Source organism: Alloyangia pacifica (assembly GCF_020524285.1).
GTDB lineage: Bacteria > Pseudomonadota > Alphaproteobacteria > Rhodobacterales > Rhodobacteraceae > Salipiger > Salipiger pacificus_B.
Map to the genome: position 1 here is coordinate 1 of NZ_JAIVKX010000015.1, position 15,671 is coordinate 15,671.

Genomic DNA, 15,671 nt, shown 5'->3' on the forward strand with positions numbered 1-15,671 from the left:
ACCGAATCCGACGTCGCACGCCATGCGAAATTGATCTTCCTGCAGGCCGGCGCGAGCCATGCCATGCCGCCGCCCAACGCCATCCAGATGGACGACGCGGCACGCCGCGAGATCGTGCAATGGTACCGCGCCGCGACAAAGGGCTGAGGACATGGGGGGGAGCGGAAGCCGGCCCTGACCTGAGGGAGAAGCCAGGGCCTGCCCCGCTTCAGTGCAGCGCCTGTCGCTCCACCGAAGGTCGTAGCGGTGCAGAGGGCAGCGCCGCGCAAAGATCTCCCATCGCCGCAAGCAGCCCTTCCGTCGGATTGCCTTCGCAGAGCAGCATGGCATGGGCCTCGGCGTCCGCCATGCGGCCCCGGCGCACCGCACGGAAGCTGTTGAGAAAGAGCCGCTCGTGCCCGCAGAGCCGAGACGCGCAGCCGGGGCAGTCCGGGTTGGAGAAATGGAACGGGTTGTGTCGCGACTGGCGCATTGCCTGCACCGCGCAGACCACCCTGGGCCCCGTCTCGCGACCCATCACCTGCTCGGCGCCGGAGATGGCGCGCACCCATCCCTCGCCCCCCGGGTGCGCGAAGGACTGGAAGAAATAGCGCGCGATCATCAGCACCACCAGGTCGCTCTGCCCGAGCCCGGTGAGATCCGACTGCCCCACCGGCCCCCTGCCGCAGCGGTCGTGTTCTGCGCCGCTCATGCCCGGCCCCCTGCGTCGTCGCCCGTGTAAATCCGTGCCATGTGGTCTCCTTTGCCCGAAAACCTGTCCCGCCTTCGTCTATGGAAATGGATCGCTCTGGCTGGCACGTCGCTGGCCGCATGTCTTTCATGACAAAATTAGTCGGAATAATCAAGCGGCGCTTTCAGGTGCCGATCGCGCTGTGATCACGGCATTGTCATGACGCCCGTGCATGCCGGGATCTCCGATTTGTCGGTGGTCTGACAGGCCGCGCATCTCTATCTCACCGCCGGTACAGAAAGGATGACCCATGGCGACCGCAGAGGCAGTGCTGACAACCGTATCGACCGAAGGCTCCGTCCATCGGGCGGCGGCGCTGCTCTATGGCCATTGGAAACGCCTGAGCGCCGCGGCGGTCCGCAGCCGGTTCCACAGCCGCGTCGGCGACGAATGGCTGAAACGCCGCGCCGAGTCGTGCCGCCCGGACCTCGTGCTGGGGCTGGAGTCCGAAGGCGACACCCGCGCGGTGCTCGAGGTCTACCGCGTCGGCCGGACCCATGCCGAGATCGCGCTGTCGGTCGAGGATGCCTACCAGGGGCGCGGTTACGGCCGGCAGCTCTTCTCCGCCGCGCTGGGGCATGCTCGCGACATGGGAATCGACACCGTCGAGGCCACCTTCTCCCACGACAACCGCGCCATGCTGCAGATCGCGCTCGGCGCCGGCGCCCGGATCATCGCCGAAAGCGGCAACCGCTGCGCGACGATCTGGCTCTGAGTTTCTAGGCCGCCTGCGCCTCGCGGATCCGGGCACGGCACCACTCGGTGACGGCTTCGGCATCGGTGGGCAGCGGCTCGGCCAGGTCCTCGGCGAAGGCGAGGAAGGCGTCCATATTGCCCGCATTGACCGCCACCAGCACCGGCACGCCCGAGGAGAGCGCCTCGCCGATCACCGGGCGGAAGCCGCGGCCATCGACCTCCTGCTTGCCGAACTTGTTGACCAGCAGCAGCGCCGCGCCTTTCGCGAGCCCGGCACTCACCAGCCCCACGACCCTCTCGAGCCCCTGCGGGTCGAGCCGGCAGCCGCGCGACAGCGCGCCGAGATCCTGGCTGATGCGCACCACCTCGGTGCCGCTCAGCACCTGCAGGTCCATGTGGCACTTGCTGGCCGGGCCGGTCTCGATGTTGTGCTGCACGGCACCGGCCAGCGGCAGGCCCTCGGCGCGCAGCCGGTCGGCGACCTCGCGCATCAGGCGATCCACTTCACCGCGACCCAGACCCGTTACATAGCCAAGCATGCTCGTCCCCTTGAAACTCCGCGGCACAGGTTACAAGATGCCCAACGCGCAGGCCAGAGGAGGCGCAAGATCATCCGCATGCCCGAATTTCCCCTGCTCCCCAACCCCACCGACCCGCGCCTGACCCGGCGCATCTCGGGCACCGACCAGACCGGTGCCGAGACCGAGATCTCGGTGGTCGAGGAGCGCCCGCTCACCATCTATCTCAACCGTCAGGAAATCGTCACCGCGATGACCATCGGCGACTATCCCGAATATCTTGCGCTGGGATTCCTGCGCAATCAGGGGATGCTGCGCGCCGATGATGTGGTGACCGGCGTCGACTACGACGACGAGATCGAGACCGTCGTGGTGCGCACGGAGCGCGAGACCTCCTACGAGGAAAAGGTGCAGAAGAAGACCCGCACCTCCGGCTGCGCCGTCGGCACCGTCTTCGGCGATATGATGGAAGGGCTGGAGGGGCTGACCCTGCCGCAGGCGGAGGTCCGCACGTCGTGGCTCTATGCCTTGGCGAAAGAGATCAACACCACCCCCTCGCTCTATCTCGAGGCCGGGGCGATCCATGGCACGGTGCTGTGCCAGCAGGACAAGCCCTTGGTCTACATGGAGGATGTCGGACGGCACAACGCGGTCGACAAGATCTCGGGCTTCATGTTCCGCCACGGGCTGAGCGCCGAGGACAAGATCCTCTACACCACCGGACGGCTGACCTCGGAGATGGTCATCAAGACCGCGCTGATGGGCATACCGGTGCTGGCCTCGCGCTCGGGCTTCACCGCATGGGGGGTCGAGATCGCCCGGCAAGTCGGTCTGACGCTGATCGGCCGGATGCGCGGGCAGCGCTTCGTCTGCCTGTCGGGCGAGGAGCGGCTGGTGCGCGACGTCGATCCGTCGTCCGTCCCCGAAGAAGACCGCAAGTCCCGCCGGAAGTCTGCAGACGAGGCCGCCAAATGAGCCGCCCGCTGCAACAGCCGCTGGGGGTGATCCTCGCGGGCGGCCTCGCCACGCGTATGGGTGGCGGCGACAAGGGGCTTCTGGAGATCGGCGGCGAGCCCCTTCTCCAGCGCGTGATTGACCGGATCGAGCCACAGGTGGGCGGGCTGGCGCTCAATGCCAACGGCGATGCGGTCCGCTTCGTCCGCTACCGCCTGCCGGTGCTGCCCGACACGATCCCCGGGTTCCCCGGCCCGCTGGCCGGCGTTCTGGCCGGGCTCGACTGGGCCGCCGAACAGGGGGCCGACAGCATCGTCACGGTGGCCGCCGACACGCCCTTCTTCCCCTGCGATCTGGTGCCGCGTCTGCTGCTTGCCGCCGAAGACGCGCCACACCTGCTGGCGCTGGCCTGCACGCCGCGCTCCGGTGACGAGGCGCTGAAATCCGGCGGCGGCAAGAAGATCAACCGGCACCCGACCTTCGGCCTCTGGCCGGTTTCGCTGCGAGACGACCTGCGCGCGGCGCTCGAGGGCGGGCTGCGCAAGGTGGTGCTCTGGACCGACCAGCACGGCGCGGGCGAGGCGCTCTTCCCCGCCGAGCCCTTCGATCCCTTCTTCAACGTCAACACGCCCGAGGACCTGGCGCGGGCGCAGGCGCTCGCGTCATGAAGATCTACGGCGTCACCGGCAGCAAGAACTGCGGCAAGACCGGGCTGATGGAGCGGCTGGTGGCGGAGGTGTGCGCCCGCGGCCTGTCCGTCTCCACGCTCAAGCACGCCCATCACAGCACCGACGTCGACCAGCCCGGCCGCGACAGCTACCGCCATCGGCAGGCCGGCGCGCAGGAAGTGCTGCTCGCCTCGCCGCACCGCTGGGCGCTGATGCACGAATTGCGGGACGCCCCCGAGCCGCCGCTCTCCGAGTTGCTGACGAAGCTCTCCCCGGTCGATCTGGTGCTGATCGAGGGCTACAAGGCCGCCCCGCATCCGAAGATCGAGGCGCATCGGGCCGAGACCGGCAAACCGCTGCTCTCCCCCGCGAATTCCAGCATCCGCGCGGTGGCCGCCGACAGCGCGGTGGAGACCGCCCTGCCCCGCTTTGACCTCGACGACACCAAGGCCATCGCCGATTTCATCCTGCGCGAGGTGGGGCTTTGAGCTTCGACACCTTTGTCGTCGTGGACTGGTCGGGGGCCTCGAAACCCTCACCGGTGAAACCGTCGAAGGATGCGATCTGGATCGGCCTCGCCCGCGAAGGGACCGTCGAGACCAGCTACCACCGCACCCGCGAGGCGGCGACCGACACGCTCGCCGCGCTCTTCGACGCCGAGCGCGATGCCGGACGGCGGGTGCTGGCGGGGTTCGACTTCCCCTTTGCCTACCCGGCGGGCTTCGCCGAGGCGCTCACCGGCACCTCCGACCCGCTGCGGCTCTGGCAGGCGCTGGCGCAGCGCATCGAGGACGCGCCGGACAATGCCAACAACCGCTTCCACGTCGCTGTTGATCTGAACGACCTCTTCCCCGGGATCGGGCCCTTCTGGGGCTGCCCCGAGACCTTCGGCGATGCCCGCCTGCCGACCAAGGGCACGCGGCGGCACGGCCACGGCATGCCCGAGCGGCGCCGCTGCGATGCCACCCCCGGCGCACAGCCGGTGTGGAAGCTCTACACCACCGGCTCGGTCGGCTCGCAGGCGCTGCTCGGCATCCCCCGGCTGCAGGCGTTGCGCGACAGGTTCGGCGATGACATCGCGGTGCGCCCCTTCGAGCGCCGCGAGGCACCGATCACGCTGGTGGAACTCTTTCCATCGTTGATCGCCAAGACCGTGGCCGAACTCGCAGAACAGGATGAGATCAAGGACCGCGCGCAGGTGCGTATTCTGGCCGGGGCACTGCGCGAACTCGACCCGCAACAGCTTGACGCCATGAGCCGCGAAGGCGATGCCAAGGAAGGCTGGATTCTCGGCCTCGGCCACGAGGACGCGCTGATCGCAGCCGCCCGTCGCGCCTTTACACAGCCCAGCGAGCCCACCATGCCGTCTGACACCACGCCCCCTGCGACCGACATGCTGCCCCCGCGCCTGCGCGACGACTGTTTCGCCATGCCGCAGGGGGTTGCCTGGGTGCCCGTCGACGAGGCTCTGTCCAAGCTGCGCGAGGCGCTCAGCCCGGTGACCGGAACCACCACCATCGCCACCGCCCGCGCCGCGGGCCGCGTGCTGGCCGCCGATGTGGCCGCCAAACGCTCCAACCCGCCGATGCCGAACTCCGCCGTCGATGGCTACGGCTTTGCCCATGCCGCCACCGGCAGCGGCGTGCAACGCCTGCCGCTGGTCGCCGGCCGCGCCGCCGCGGGCCAGCCCTATCCCCACGCCGTGCCCGCCGGCCATGCCATCCGCATCCTCACCGGGGCGATCCTGCCCGAGGGCGTCGATACGGTGGTGCTGGAGGAGGACACCAACACCGACGGCACCACCATGGTCTTCGACGGGCCGATCAAGCCGCGCGCCAACACCCGCAAGGACGGCGAGGACGTGGCCGCCGGTGCGCCCGCCCTCTCCAGGGGCCACCGCCTGCGCGCGCCCGATCTGGCGCTAGCCTCGGCGCTCGGCATCGCCGAGCTGCCGGTGCACCGCCCGCTGCGCGTCGGGGTGCTCTCAACCGGCGACGAGATCATCGCCTCGCCCGACCTGCCCGCCGCGCCGCATCAGATCTGGGACGCCAACCGCCCCATGCTGCTGTCGCTGGCGCAGGGCTGGCACTACGAGCCGGTCGACCTCGGCCACGTGCGGGACGACGCCGATGAGATCGCGCAGCGCCTGCACGAAGGGGCGCGCGAGGCCGATGTCATCCTCACCTCGGGCGGCGCCTCGGCGGGGGACGAGGACCATGTCTCGGCCCTGTTGCGCGCCCGCGGTAGCCTCTCGAGCTGGCGCATCGCGCTGAAGCCGGGCCGCCCTCTGGCCCTGGCCATGTGGGAGGGCGTGCCGGTCTTCGGCCTGCCGGGCAACCCAGTGGCGGCACTGGTTTGCGCGCTGGTCTTCGCGCGGCCCGCGCTGTCGCTGCTCTCGGGCGCGGGCTGGAGCGAGCCGCAGGGGTTCACCGTTCCCGCCGCCTTCGCGAAGCGCAAGAAGCCGGGGCGGCGCGAGTACCTGCGGGCCCGCCTGAACGCGGCAGGGGCGGCGGAGGTCTTCGGCTCCGAAGGCTCGGGGCGGATCAGCGGGCTGTCCTGGGCGGACGGGCTGGTGGAGCTGCCGGACGGGGCGCTGGAGGTCACCCCGGGCACGCCGGTGCGCTACATCCCCTACGCCTCCTTCGGGCTGGCCTGAGAAGAGCCGGACCTCAGCCCTTGCGGATCAGGTAGACCTGCGCCTCGCCCTCGTCGGCCGAGCCGATCAGCGCATGCCCGGCCTCGTTGCAGAAATGCGGCACGTCGATCACCGCCGCGGGGTCGGTGGCGACCACGCGCAATACCTCTCCAGAGCCCATGCCCTGCAGGCGCTTGCGCGCCTTGAGCACCGGAAGCGGGCAGAGCAGCCCGCGCGCATCGAGTTCCTGATCCCAAGTCATGCGATCTCCATAGCAGACGGCGGGCCGCTGTCCATCCATGTGCTGCCATCTTTGATTGGAACTGCCTATCGACTGACGGCACAGCGATATTGACCTGCAATCGCTTCAGCCCCCATCAACGGATACCCACCGATATGAAGGGAGGCATTCGATGGCGCTGGATCAGCAGCAAGGGATCTGGAAATCCGGCCGCAAGGGCGGCAAGGGCCGCGCGACGCCCAAGGGACGCCAGCTCGACGACCGCGCCTGGGAGGAGGTCAGGGCCCTGCTCGGCGACCGCCCGCGCCGCCGCGACCTGCTGATCGAATTCCTGCACCTGATCCAGGACCGCTATCATCACCTTTCCGCCGCCCACCTGCGCGCACTGGCCGAGGAGATGCGGCTGTCGATGGCCGAGGTCTGGGAGGTCGCCACCTTCTACGCCCATTTCGACCCGGTGAAGGAGGGCGAGACCCCGCCGCCCGATCTGACCATCCGTGTCTGCGACTCGCTGTCCTGCGAGATGGCGGGCTCGGAGGCGCTGTTCGAGGCGCTCACCGCCGGGCATGACCCGGCAAAGATCCGCGTGCTGCGCGCGCCCTGCATGGGACGCTGCGACACCGGCCCGACAGTCGAGATCGGCCATCTGCACGTCGACCATGCCACCCCTGCGAAAATCCAGGCGGCGCTCGACACGGGCGACTTCGAGCCGGTGATCCCGGACTACGAAGACTTTGAGGCCTACCGCGCGGCCGGCGGCTACGCAAAGCTGCTGGCACTGCGCGAGGGCGGCGACTGGGAGAAGGTGCAGGAGGAGATCTTCGCCGCCGGGCTGCGCGGCATGGGCGGCGCCGGGTTCCCCTCGGGCAAGAAGTGGGGCTTCGTGCGCGCCAATCCCGGCCCGCGCTACCTCGCGGTCAACGGCGACGAGGGCGAGCCCGGCACCTTCAAGGACCGCTTCTACCTAGAGCGCACCCCGCACATGATGCTCGAGGGCATGCTGATCGCCGCCTGGGCGGTCGAGGCCGAGACCTGCTTCATCTACATGCGTGACGAGTACCCGGCGATCCACCACATCCTGCACAAGGAGATCGCCGCGCTCGAAGCCGCGGGGATCGTCGAGCCCGGCTACATCGACCTGCGCCGCGGCGCCGGGGCCTATATCTGCGGCGAAGAGTCGGCGATGATCGAGTCGATCGAGGGCAAGCGCGGCATGCCCCGTCTGCGCCCGCCCTTCGTGGCGCAGGTTGGGATCTTCGACCGCCCGACGCTGGTGCACAACGTCGAGACCCTGCACTGGATCGGCCGCATCGCGCGCGAGGGTCACGCCATCAAGTCCGACGTCTCGCACAACGACCGCACGGGCATGCGCAGCTACTCGCTCTCGGGGCGCGTGGCCATTCCGGGCGTCTACGTGCTGCCCGCCGGCAGCACGATCAACGACCTCATCAAGGCCGCGGGCGGCATGGCCGAGGGGCACGTGTTCAAGGCCTACCAGCCGGGCGGACCCTCCTCGGGGCTGCTGCCCGCCTCGCTGGGCGACGTGGCGCTGGATTTCGACACGCTGCAGCCGCATGGCACCTTCATCGGCTCGGCCGCCGTGGTGGTGCTCTCGGACCAGGACAGCGCCCGCGGCGCCGCGCTCAACATGCTGAAGTTCTTCGAGAAGGAGAGCTGCGGCCAATGCACCCCCTGCCGCGTCGGCTGCGAGAAGGCGGTGAAGCTGATGCAGGCCGAGACATGGGACGGCGATCTGCTCGAGGATCTCTGCCAGGTGATGACCGACGCCTCGATCTGCGGCCTCGGACAGGCCGCGCCGAACCCGATCCGGCTGGTGATGAAGCACTTCCCCGAGGAGGTGAAATGATGCCCGCGAGCGCCTCCCCCTCTCCCGCCCGCGGGTATCGTCCCGGGCCGCACCCGTCCTCCGCTCAGTCGGACGCGGCCCGGGACCGATATCACCCGGCCGCCTTTGCTGTCTCGTTCACCACCCAGACCCTGGGAGCTGCCCGCCATGGCTGACGGATCGAACATTCCCCAGACCGCCTTCATCCTCGACGGTCAGGAGGTCACCGCACTCCCCGGCGAGACCATCTGGCAGGTCGCCAAACGGCTCGGCACCACCATCCCGCATCTTTGCCACAAGGACGCGCCGGGCTACCGGCCCGACGGCAACTGCCGCGCCTGCACGGTGGAGATCGACGGCGAGCGCACGCTGGCCGCCTCCTGCTGCCGCGCCCCCTCCGAGGGCATGAAGGTGACCACCGACAGCGCCCGCGCCAAGAAATCCCGCGAGATGGTGATGGAGCTCCTGCTCGCCGACCAGCCCGCGCACGACGACGCGCATGACCGCAGCTCGCACTTCTGGGACATGGCCGAGGCCACCGGCGTCACCGAGAGCCGCTTTCCGAAGCTGGAAGAGGCGCGCATCCCGCTGCTCGACGACAGCCATGTGGCGATGAAGGTCAATCTCGACGCCTGCATCCAGTGCAACCTCTGCGTCCGCGCTTGCCGCGAGGTGCAGGTCAACGACGTGATCGGCATGGCGGATCGCGGGCATGACGCCTTCCCGGTCTTCGACATGGACGATCCGATGGGCGACAGCTCCTGCGTGGCCTGCGGCGAATGCGTGCAGGCCTGCCCCACCGGCGCGCTGATGCCCGCAACCGTGGTGGATGAGCAGCAGCACGGCGACAGCCGCGACTTCGACGAGGCAGCGCAATCGGTCTGCCCGTTCTGCGGTGTCGGCTGCCAGGTCTCGCTGAAGCTGAAGGACGGCAAGGTCAAATACCTCGAGGGGATCAACGGCCCCGCCAACGAGGGGCGGCTCTGCGTCAAGGGCCGCTTCGGCTTCGACTACATCCACCACCCGCACCGGCTGACCAAACCTCTGATCCGTCTTGAGGGTGCTCCGAAGGGGCTGAACGTCGATCCGGCCAACCCGTTCACCCATTTCCGCGAAGCCTCTTGGGACGAGGCGATGGAGGTTGCCGCCAGCGGGCTGGCCAAGCTGCGGGATGCGGGCGGCGAGACGGTGGCGGGCTTCGGCTCGGCCAAATGCACAAACGAAGAGGCTTACCTCTTCCAGAAGCTGATCCGTCAGGGCTTCGGCCACAACAACGTCGACCACTGCACGCGGCTGTGTCATGCGTCGTCGGTCTCGGCGCTGATGGAGAACGTCGGTTCGGGCGCGGTCTCGGCCACGTTCAACGAGATCGAGAACGCCGACGTGGCCATCGTCATCGGCGCCAACCCGATCGAGAACCACCCGGTCGCCGCCACCTTCTTCAAGCAGTTCGCCAAGCGCGGCGGCAAACTCATCGTCATGGACCCGCGCGGCCATGCGCTGAAGCGTTTTGCCAGCCACATGGTGCAGTTCCGCCCCGGCGCCGACGTGCCGCTGCTCAACTCGATCATGTCGGTGATCGTCGAAGAAGGGCTCTACGATCAGGCCTATATCGACAAGTTCACCGAGAACTGGGAGGCCGAGAAGCAGCACCTCGCCGGTTTCGCGCCCGAGACGCTTGAAGACCTGACCGGCATCGACGCCGCCATGGTGCGCGACGTGGCGCGGACCTTTGCGAAGGGCAAGGCGGGGCTGATCTTCTGGGGCATGGGGGTCAGCCAGCACATCCACGGCACCGACAACTCGCGCTGCCTGATCAGCCTCGCGCTGATGACCGGCAATGTCGGCAAGCCCGGCGCAGGCCTGCATCCGCTGCGCGGCCAGAACAATGTGCAGGGGGCCTCGGACGCGGGGCTCATCCCGATGTTCCTGCCCGACTACCAGGATGTGACCGACGACGGCGTGCGCTCGGCCTTCACCGAGATCTGGGGCAGCGGCGACTTCAGCGGCAAGAAGGGCCTCACGGTCACCGAGATCATGGATGCGGTGCACGAGGGCAGCATTCGCGGCATGTATATCCTCGGCGAGAACCCGGCGATGTCGGACCCCGACGTGACCCACGCCCGCGATGCGCTGGCCAAGCTCGAGCATCTTGTTGTGCAGGACATTTTCCTCACCGAGACCGCCAACTACGCCGACGTGATCCTGCCCGCCGCTGCCTTCTACGAGAAGACCGGCACGGTCACCAACACCAACCGGCAGGTGCAGATGGGCCGCGCCGGGGCCACGCCGCCGGGCGAGGCGCGCGAGGATTGGGCGATCACCGTGGAGCTGGCGCAGCGGCTGGGGCTGGGCTGGGACTACAGCCACCCCCGCGAGGTCTTCGCCGAGATGGCCCGCGGCATGCCCTCGCTCGACAATATCACCTGGGAGCGGCTGGAGCGCGAAGACGCGGTGACCTACCCGTCTCTGTCCCCCGAAGACCCCGGCCAACCCATCGTCTTCGCCGACGGCTTCCCGCGGGGCGGCGGCCGGGCACGCTTCACCCCCGCCTCGGTGATCCCGCCGGACGAGACGCCCGACGCCGACTACCCGATGATCCTGACCACCGGGCGGCAGCTCGAGCATTGGCACACCGGCTCGATGACCCGGCGCTCGAAGGTGCTCGACGCGGTCGAGCCCGGCGCGAACTGCTCGCTGCACCCATCGACCCTGCGCAAGCTCGGCGTGGAGCCCGGCGGCATGGTGAAGCTTCAGACCCGGCGCGGCGAGATCGAGGTCATGGCGCGGGCCGACCGCGCGGTGGCGCCGGACATGGTGTTCCTGCCCTTCGCCTATGTCGAGGCGGCGGCGAACATCCTGACCAACCCGGCCATCGACCCCTACGGCAAGATCCCCGAGTTCAAGTTCTCGGCGGTGCGGGTGACGGCGGCGTAGAGCGCGAGAGACCGTCCGGACTGAAGGCGAAGTCGCCGGGCGGGCGGTCGTTCATCGGGCGAGCCCGATGAACGGCGCCATCCTCGTTGGCTGGTGCTCACTCGGCTTTCGCCGCACGGATGCGCACCCTCAGCCCGCCTCCGGCAGCCAGACGGTGAACACCGCCCCACCTTCCGGCGCATTGGCGGCGGTGATCAGCCCGCCCGCCCGCTGCACGATGCTCTGCGAGATCGACAGGCCCAGCCCGGTGCCCTCGCCGCGGCGGGTGGTAAAGAAGGGGTCGAAGAGCGCGGGCAGGTTCTCGGGCGCGATCCCGGGCCCGGTATCGCGGACCTCCAGCGCCACGCCCGGCACGCCCTCCCGCGCCTCTTCGGTCAGCGCCAGCGACAAGTGCCCCGCCTCTCCCATCGCCTGCGCCGCGTTGAGGATGAGGTTGATCACCACCTGCTGCATCTCGCCCGCGTCGATGGCCACCTGCGGCAGCGCGGGCAAGGCGGTCTCGACCTCGATTGCGCCCTTGCTCAGCGCGTGTTCGACCAGCAGCAGCGAGTCCTCGACCAGCGGCGCAAGGTCCACCGTCTCGCCGCAATCCGAGAACTCGGCGGGCCGGGCGAATTTCAGCAGCTTGCCGACGATGGCCTCCATGCGCATGATCTGCCGGTCGATCAGCGACAGCTCGGTCTCCACCCGGCCTGCCTCCTCGCCCAGCTCCATGCGGATCACCTCGACGTTGCCCTGGATCACCGCCATCGGGTTGTTGATCTCATGCGCCACCCCGGCGGTGATCTCGCCGATCGAGGCGAGCTTCTCGCTCATCACCAGCTGGCGGTAAGTCTCCTCCAGCTTGGCGTTGGCCTCGCGCAGCTCGGCGGTGCGCACGTCGACCCGGTCCTCGAGCTCCTCGGCCCAGGCCCGCAGCTTCAGGTCGCGGTCCTGCACCTGATCGAGCAGCCCGTCGAGATGCGCCGCCACCTGGCCGATCTCGTCTGGCCCCACCGGGCCGATGCGCGCCGCGAGGTTGCCGCGCCCGACCCGCCGCATGGTCTGGGTCATCCGCTCGAGCGGCGCGAAGATGCCCTTGGCCATCCACAGGAAAACCGGCACCGAGAGCACCAGGACCGCCGCGAAGGCCGCCATCATCCACAGGTAGGCGGCGCGCTTGGCCTCGGCGAAGGGCGCCTCTAGGAAGCCGACGTAGAGCATCCCGACCCGCTTGCCGAAACTGTCGGCCAGCGGCAGGTAGCCCGAGATGTACCAGTCGTTGACCACGAAAGCGCGGTCGAGCCAGGTTTGCCCCTCGCCCAGCACCGCCTGCCGCACCGAGGCCGAGACCCGCGTGCCGAGCGCCCGCACATCCTCGAACAGCCGCACATTGGTCGAGATGCGCACGTCGTCGAGGAAGAGCGTCGCCGTGCCCTGCCGCGTGCCGCCGGTCACCGGGTTGAGGTAGACCAGCGCATTGATCGCGTCGATGAATCCGAGGTTGCTGTTAAGCAGCACGCCCCCGACCAGCACCCCCTCGTGCCCCGGAAGGCGCACCGGGCTGGCGGCATGCACGACCATGCCGCGGTCCTCCACCCGGCGGTCGGTGGGCACGGCGGCCTGTGTCTCGATCAGGTCGATCCGTGCACGGGCGGCAAGGTTGCGCGGCAACGCCTTCAGCGTCTCGGCCGGGAAGATGTCGATTGCCGTGCGTGTCTTTCCCTCTGCGGCGGCGGCGATCACCGGCCAGTCGGCGGCGGCCTCCGGCAGCTCGGAGGCGGGCAGGTAGTAGAGGAAATCCAGCAGCAGCTCGGAGCGCTTGTTGAGCAGGAACTGCCGGTCCGGCACGCCCTCGGCAAACGCCTCGGCAAAGTCCAGCGAGCCGGCCACCCCCGACAGCTCCTCGCCGGTGCGGGTCATCAGCTGCGACAGGTATTGCTCGGCGATGCGCAGATCGCTCTGCACGTTGGCGGCGAGAACCTTGTCGTAGTCCTCGGTCCAGCGGGTCATGCCGAGCAGCAAGAGCAGCGGCATCAGCACGACCAGCGGCGCAAGCGCAAGGATCAGCAGGCGCAGGCGGACAGAGATCATCGGGCGGGTCTTGGCTTTCATGTCGGGGGGAGCCTAGCACGGCCCCCTGCCCGCGGTCAGTCCGGATCGTCAGTTACCAGCGGCGGGCCGGATCAGCGCCAGCCTCAGTGGTGGTGATCATGCGGCTCGTCGAGCGAGCCGTGGATGGCGAATTGCTCGAGTCCCGCGTCGCTGGCCTCGATCACCCGGTAGCTCTCGCGCACCCCGGCGTCGGTCAGCTCGCGGGCCACGGTGAGCAGCGTGTTGGCCGGGTGGTCGTCGCAAAGCTCGACCATCTGCGCCAGCTCCTCGGCCGCCACCGGACGCGCGGCCTCGACCGAGGGCGCGCCATAATAGGTCACGAAATGCTCGGCCAGGAGGTCGGTCAGCGCCTGCAGCTCCGCCGGTTCTACGTTGGTCACCGCGACGAAGGTCACCCGCCCGAAGGTCTCGAGTCCGAGCCAGCCGTTGGCAAAGGCCTGCCGCGGCTTGCCGGTGAGGTCGCCCTCGGTCCAGTTGGAGAACTCGAAGCCGCCCGAGATGCACCACTCGCCGGTGCGCGCGGGCGAGGCGAAGACGCGGGTGTCGCTCTCGTCGAAATGGATGGCGCGGGCGAGCTTCATGGTGCGGGCTCCAGCAGGGTGGTGAGCGGAATGAGGTGGGTGGTCTCGCCGTCGCGCAGCAGCATGCCGAAGTCCTCGTCGACGCCGAGGAAGGTGCCGGAAAGCCCGTTTTGCGTGACCTCCTCGCCCATATCCTGCGCCAGGGCGCGCCACTCGGTGTGCAGCGCGCGGCTGCCCTCGCTCTCCCAGCGGTTGACCCAGTTCAGCGTGTGCCGCGCCCAGGCTTCCAGCAGCGCGGGCGGCTGCACCTCGGCGCAGCCCTCGGCGAAGAGCGAGGTCTGGTCGGGCGTGTCGCCGGGGCGGTCGCTGCTCGGGATCAGCGGCAGGGTGAAGCCGATGACCAGCCAGTCCGGCACCTGCGCCGGATCGGTGGTCGCGGCCATGCAGCGGAAGCGCCCGCAGGAGGCACCGTTGACCCGGATGCCGCCATCCCAGTCGAGATGCACGGCAACCTCCGGCGGAGCCATGACACCAAGCGCGTTCTGGAAGCCGACGCCGCAGAGCGGCAGCATCGCCATCGCCTGCGCCAACGGCACCTCGGGGGCGAAGACCAGCGCCCCCTGAAGCACATCTGCGGTGACGCGATAGGCCACCAGCCCGGCATCGCAGCCCAGAAGGGCGCGCTGACAAGCGTAGTCGAAGGCATCGGTGGTCACCTCCTCGCCCCAGAGAAGGGGCGGGAAGGCCAGCTCTTCGGTGGTGCTCATGCCACCCCCTGCGTCACCAGGGCCGAGGCGATGGTGTGGAACGCCTGCGCCTGCGCGCTGTCGGGCTGGCTGACGACGATCGGCGCACCGCCATCCGAGGCAAGCCGGATCTGCAGGTCGAGCGGCACCTCGGCGAGCAGCGGCACGCCGAGCTTCTCCGCCTCGGCCGCGACACCGCCATGGCCGAAGACGTGCTCTTCATGGCCGCAGTTCGAGCAGACATGCGTGGACATGTTCTCGACCATGCCGAGGATCGGCACGTTCAACTGCTTGAACATGTCGATGCCCTTGCGCGCGTCCAGAAGCGCCACGTCCTGCGGCGTGCTGACCACGATGGCCCCGTCCACATGCGCCTTCTGGCTCAGCGTCATCTGCACGTCGCCGGTGCCCGGCGGCAGGTCGACGATCAGCACGTCGAGCGCGCCCCATTGCACCTGCATCATCATCTGCTGCAGCGCGCCCATCAGCATCGGCCCGCGCCAGACCACCGCCTGGTCCTCGTTGGTCATCAGGCCGATCGACATCATGGTGACGCCATGGTTGCGCAGCGGCAGGATGGTCTTGCCGTCGGGCGAGGCCGGGCGGCCCGAGACGCCGAGCATCCGCGGCTGGCTCGGCCCGTAGACGTCGGCATCGAGCAGGCCGACGCGGCGCCCCTGCTGCGCCAGTGCGCAGGCGATGTTGGACGAGACGGTGGACTTGCCCACGCCGCCCTTGCCGGAGGCGATCGCGATGATGTGGTTCACCCCGGGGATGCGCTGCGGGCCCTGCGGCTCGGCCTTGCGCATCTTCAGCTCCGGCGGCGCTTTCTCGGTGTGGCCGGTCAGCACGATGGAGACCGCCGAGACGCCCTCCGTCGCCCGCAGCGCGCTTTCGGCCTGTTCCTTGATCTTGGTGTAGGCGGTGCTCTGGCTGGGCGGGATCTCCATGACGAAACGCACCGCGCCCGCCTCGTCCACGTTCAGCGCGCGCACGACGCCGCTCGACATGATATCGCCACCCGCAACCGGATCGGCGACGCTCTTCAGGACGGCCTGAACCGCCTCTCTGCTGGCTGGCAAGGT

At 69.0% G+C, this 15,671-nt stretch carries 14 protein-coding genes and 1 pseudogene; 8 read left to right on the top strand and 7 right to left on the bottom strand.

Annotated features, from left to right (window positions below; all coding sequences use genetic code 11):
- Window positions 1–147 (top strand): annotated as a pseudogene (locus LC039_RS18765) (cysteine desulfurase); the annotation flags it as partial.
- A gap of 61 nt (window positions 148–208) precedes the next feature.
- Here the strand turns inward: LC039_RS18765 and LC039_RS18770 are convergent.
- On the bottom strand, window positions 209–691 hold the full coding sequence (locus LC039_RS18770) for a hypothetical protein (protein ID WP_226627311.1): 483 nt from the start codon (window positions 689–691) through the stop codon (window positions 209–211).
- Between the two features lie 289 nt (window positions 692–980).
- On the opposite strand from LC039_RS18770, the gene LC039_RS18775 reads away from it, so the two are divergent.
- Window positions 981–1,445, top strand: coding sequence for a GNAT family N-acetyltransferase (locus LC039_RS18775; RefSeq protein WP_226627313.1), 465 nt, complete (start codon window positions 981–983; stop codon window positions 1,443–1,445).
- Window positions 1,446–1,449: 4 nt separating this feature from the next.
- On the opposite strand, the gene LC039_RS18780 is transcribed toward LC039_RS18775, so the two are convergent.
- Window positions 1,450–1,965: a DUF2478 domain-containing protein gene (locus LC039_RS18780; protein ID WP_226627315.1), complete on the bottom strand. Its 516-nt coding sequence runs from the start codon at window positions 1,963–1,965 to the stop codon at window positions 1,450–1,452.
- A 78-nt stretch (window positions 1,966–2,043) separates the two neighbouring features.
- On the opposite strand from LC039_RS18780, the gene LC039_RS18785 reads away from it, so the two are divergent.
- From LC039_RS18785 to LC039_RS18800, 4 genes are read left to right on the top strand one after another with little or no spacing between them, the layout of a single operon-like run.
- Complete coding sequence (locus tag LC039_RS18785) at window positions 2,044–2,919, top strand: formate dehydrogenase accessory sulfurtransferase FdhD (RefSeq protein WP_226627317.1); 876 nt, start codon at window positions 2,044–2,046, stop codon at window positions 2,917–2,919.
- A complete protein-coding gene (gene mobA / locus LC039_RS18790) occupies window positions 2,916–3,566 on the top strand; it encodes a molybdenum cofactor guanylyltransferase MobA (protein ID WP_226627319.1) in 651 nt (216 codons plus the stop codon). The genes LC039_RS18785 and mobA overlap by 4 nt, the downstream gene beginning before the upstream one ends.
- Entirely contained in the window at window positions 3,563–4,054 is a 492-nt protein-coding gene (gene mobB, locus LC039_RS18795) for a molybdopterin-guanine dinucleotide biosynthesis protein B (protein ID WP_226627321.1), read from the top strand. Before mobA ends, mobB begins: the two co-directional genes overlap by 4 nt.
- Window positions 4,051–6,222, top strand: coding sequence for a molybdopterin-binding protein (locus LC039_RS18800; RefSeq protein WP_226627323.1), 2,172 nt, complete (start codon window positions 4,051–4,053; stop codon window positions 6,220–6,222). The genes mobB and LC039_RS18800 overlap by 4 nt, the downstream gene beginning before the upstream one ends.
- Window positions 6,223–6,235: 13 nt before the next feature.
- Here LC039_RS18800 and LC039_RS18805 read toward each other — a convergent pair whose 3' ends face one another.
- Window positions 6,236–6,463, bottom strand: a complete 228-nt coding sequence (locus LC039_RS18805; RefSeq protein ID WP_226627325.1) for a sulfurtransferase TusA family protein — start codon at window positions 6,461–6,463, stop codon at window positions 6,236–6,238.
- 151 nt (window positions 6,464–6,614) lie between these two features.
- On the opposite strand from LC039_RS18805, the gene LC039_RS18810 reads away from it, so the two are divergent.
- Entirely contained in the window at window positions 6,615–8,309 is a 1,695-nt protein-coding gene (locus LC039_RS18810) for an NAD(P)H-dependent oxidoreductase subunit E (protein ID WP_226627326.1), read from the top strand.
- Window positions 8,310–8,456: 147 nt separating this feature from the next.
- Window positions 8,457–11,225 carry a formate dehydrogenase subunit alpha gene (gene fdhF / locus LC039_RS18815; RefSeq protein WP_226627328.1) on the top strand — a complete coding sequence of 923 codons (2,769 nt, stop codon included), beginning with the start codon at window positions 8,457–8,459 and terminating at the stop codon, window positions 11,223–11,225.
- 129 nt (window positions 11,226–11,354) lie between these two features.
- Here the strand turns inward: fdhF and LC039_RS18820 are convergent, their stop codons facing one another.
- The 4 genes from LC039_RS18820 to apbC form a co-directional block, all read right to left on the bottom strand.
- Window positions 11,355–13,298 (bottom strand): cache domain-containing protein, encoded by a 1,944-nt coding sequence (locus tag LC039_RS18820; protein WP_226627628.1) that lies wholly within the window; start codon window positions 13,296–13,298, stop codon window positions 11,355–11,357.
- A gap of 104 nt (window positions 13,299–13,402) precedes the next feature.
- The gene (locus LC039_RS18825; RefSeq protein ID WP_226627330.1) at window positions 13,403–13,900 is read right to left on the bottom strand and encodes a DUF6505 family protein; all 498 of its coding nucleotides are present in this window, start codon (window positions 13,898–13,900) and stop codon (window positions 13,403–13,405) included.
- Complete coding sequence (locus tag LC039_RS18830; RefSeq protein ID WP_226627332.1) at window positions 13,897–14,607, bottom strand: DUF4444 domain-containing protein; 711 nt, start codon at window positions 14,605–14,607, stop codon at window positions 13,897–13,899. The genes LC039_RS18825 and LC039_RS18830 overlap by 4 nt, the downstream gene beginning before the upstream one ends.
- Window positions 14,604–15,668, bottom strand: coding sequence for an iron-sulfur cluster carrier protein ApbC (gene apbC, locus LC039_RS18835; RefSeq protein WP_226627334.1), 1,065 nt, complete (start codon window positions 15,666–15,668; stop codon window positions 14,604–14,606). The genes LC039_RS18830 and apbC overlap by 4 nt, the downstream gene beginning before the upstream one ends.
- Between the last annotated feature and the right edge of the window lie 3 nt (window positions 15,669–15,671).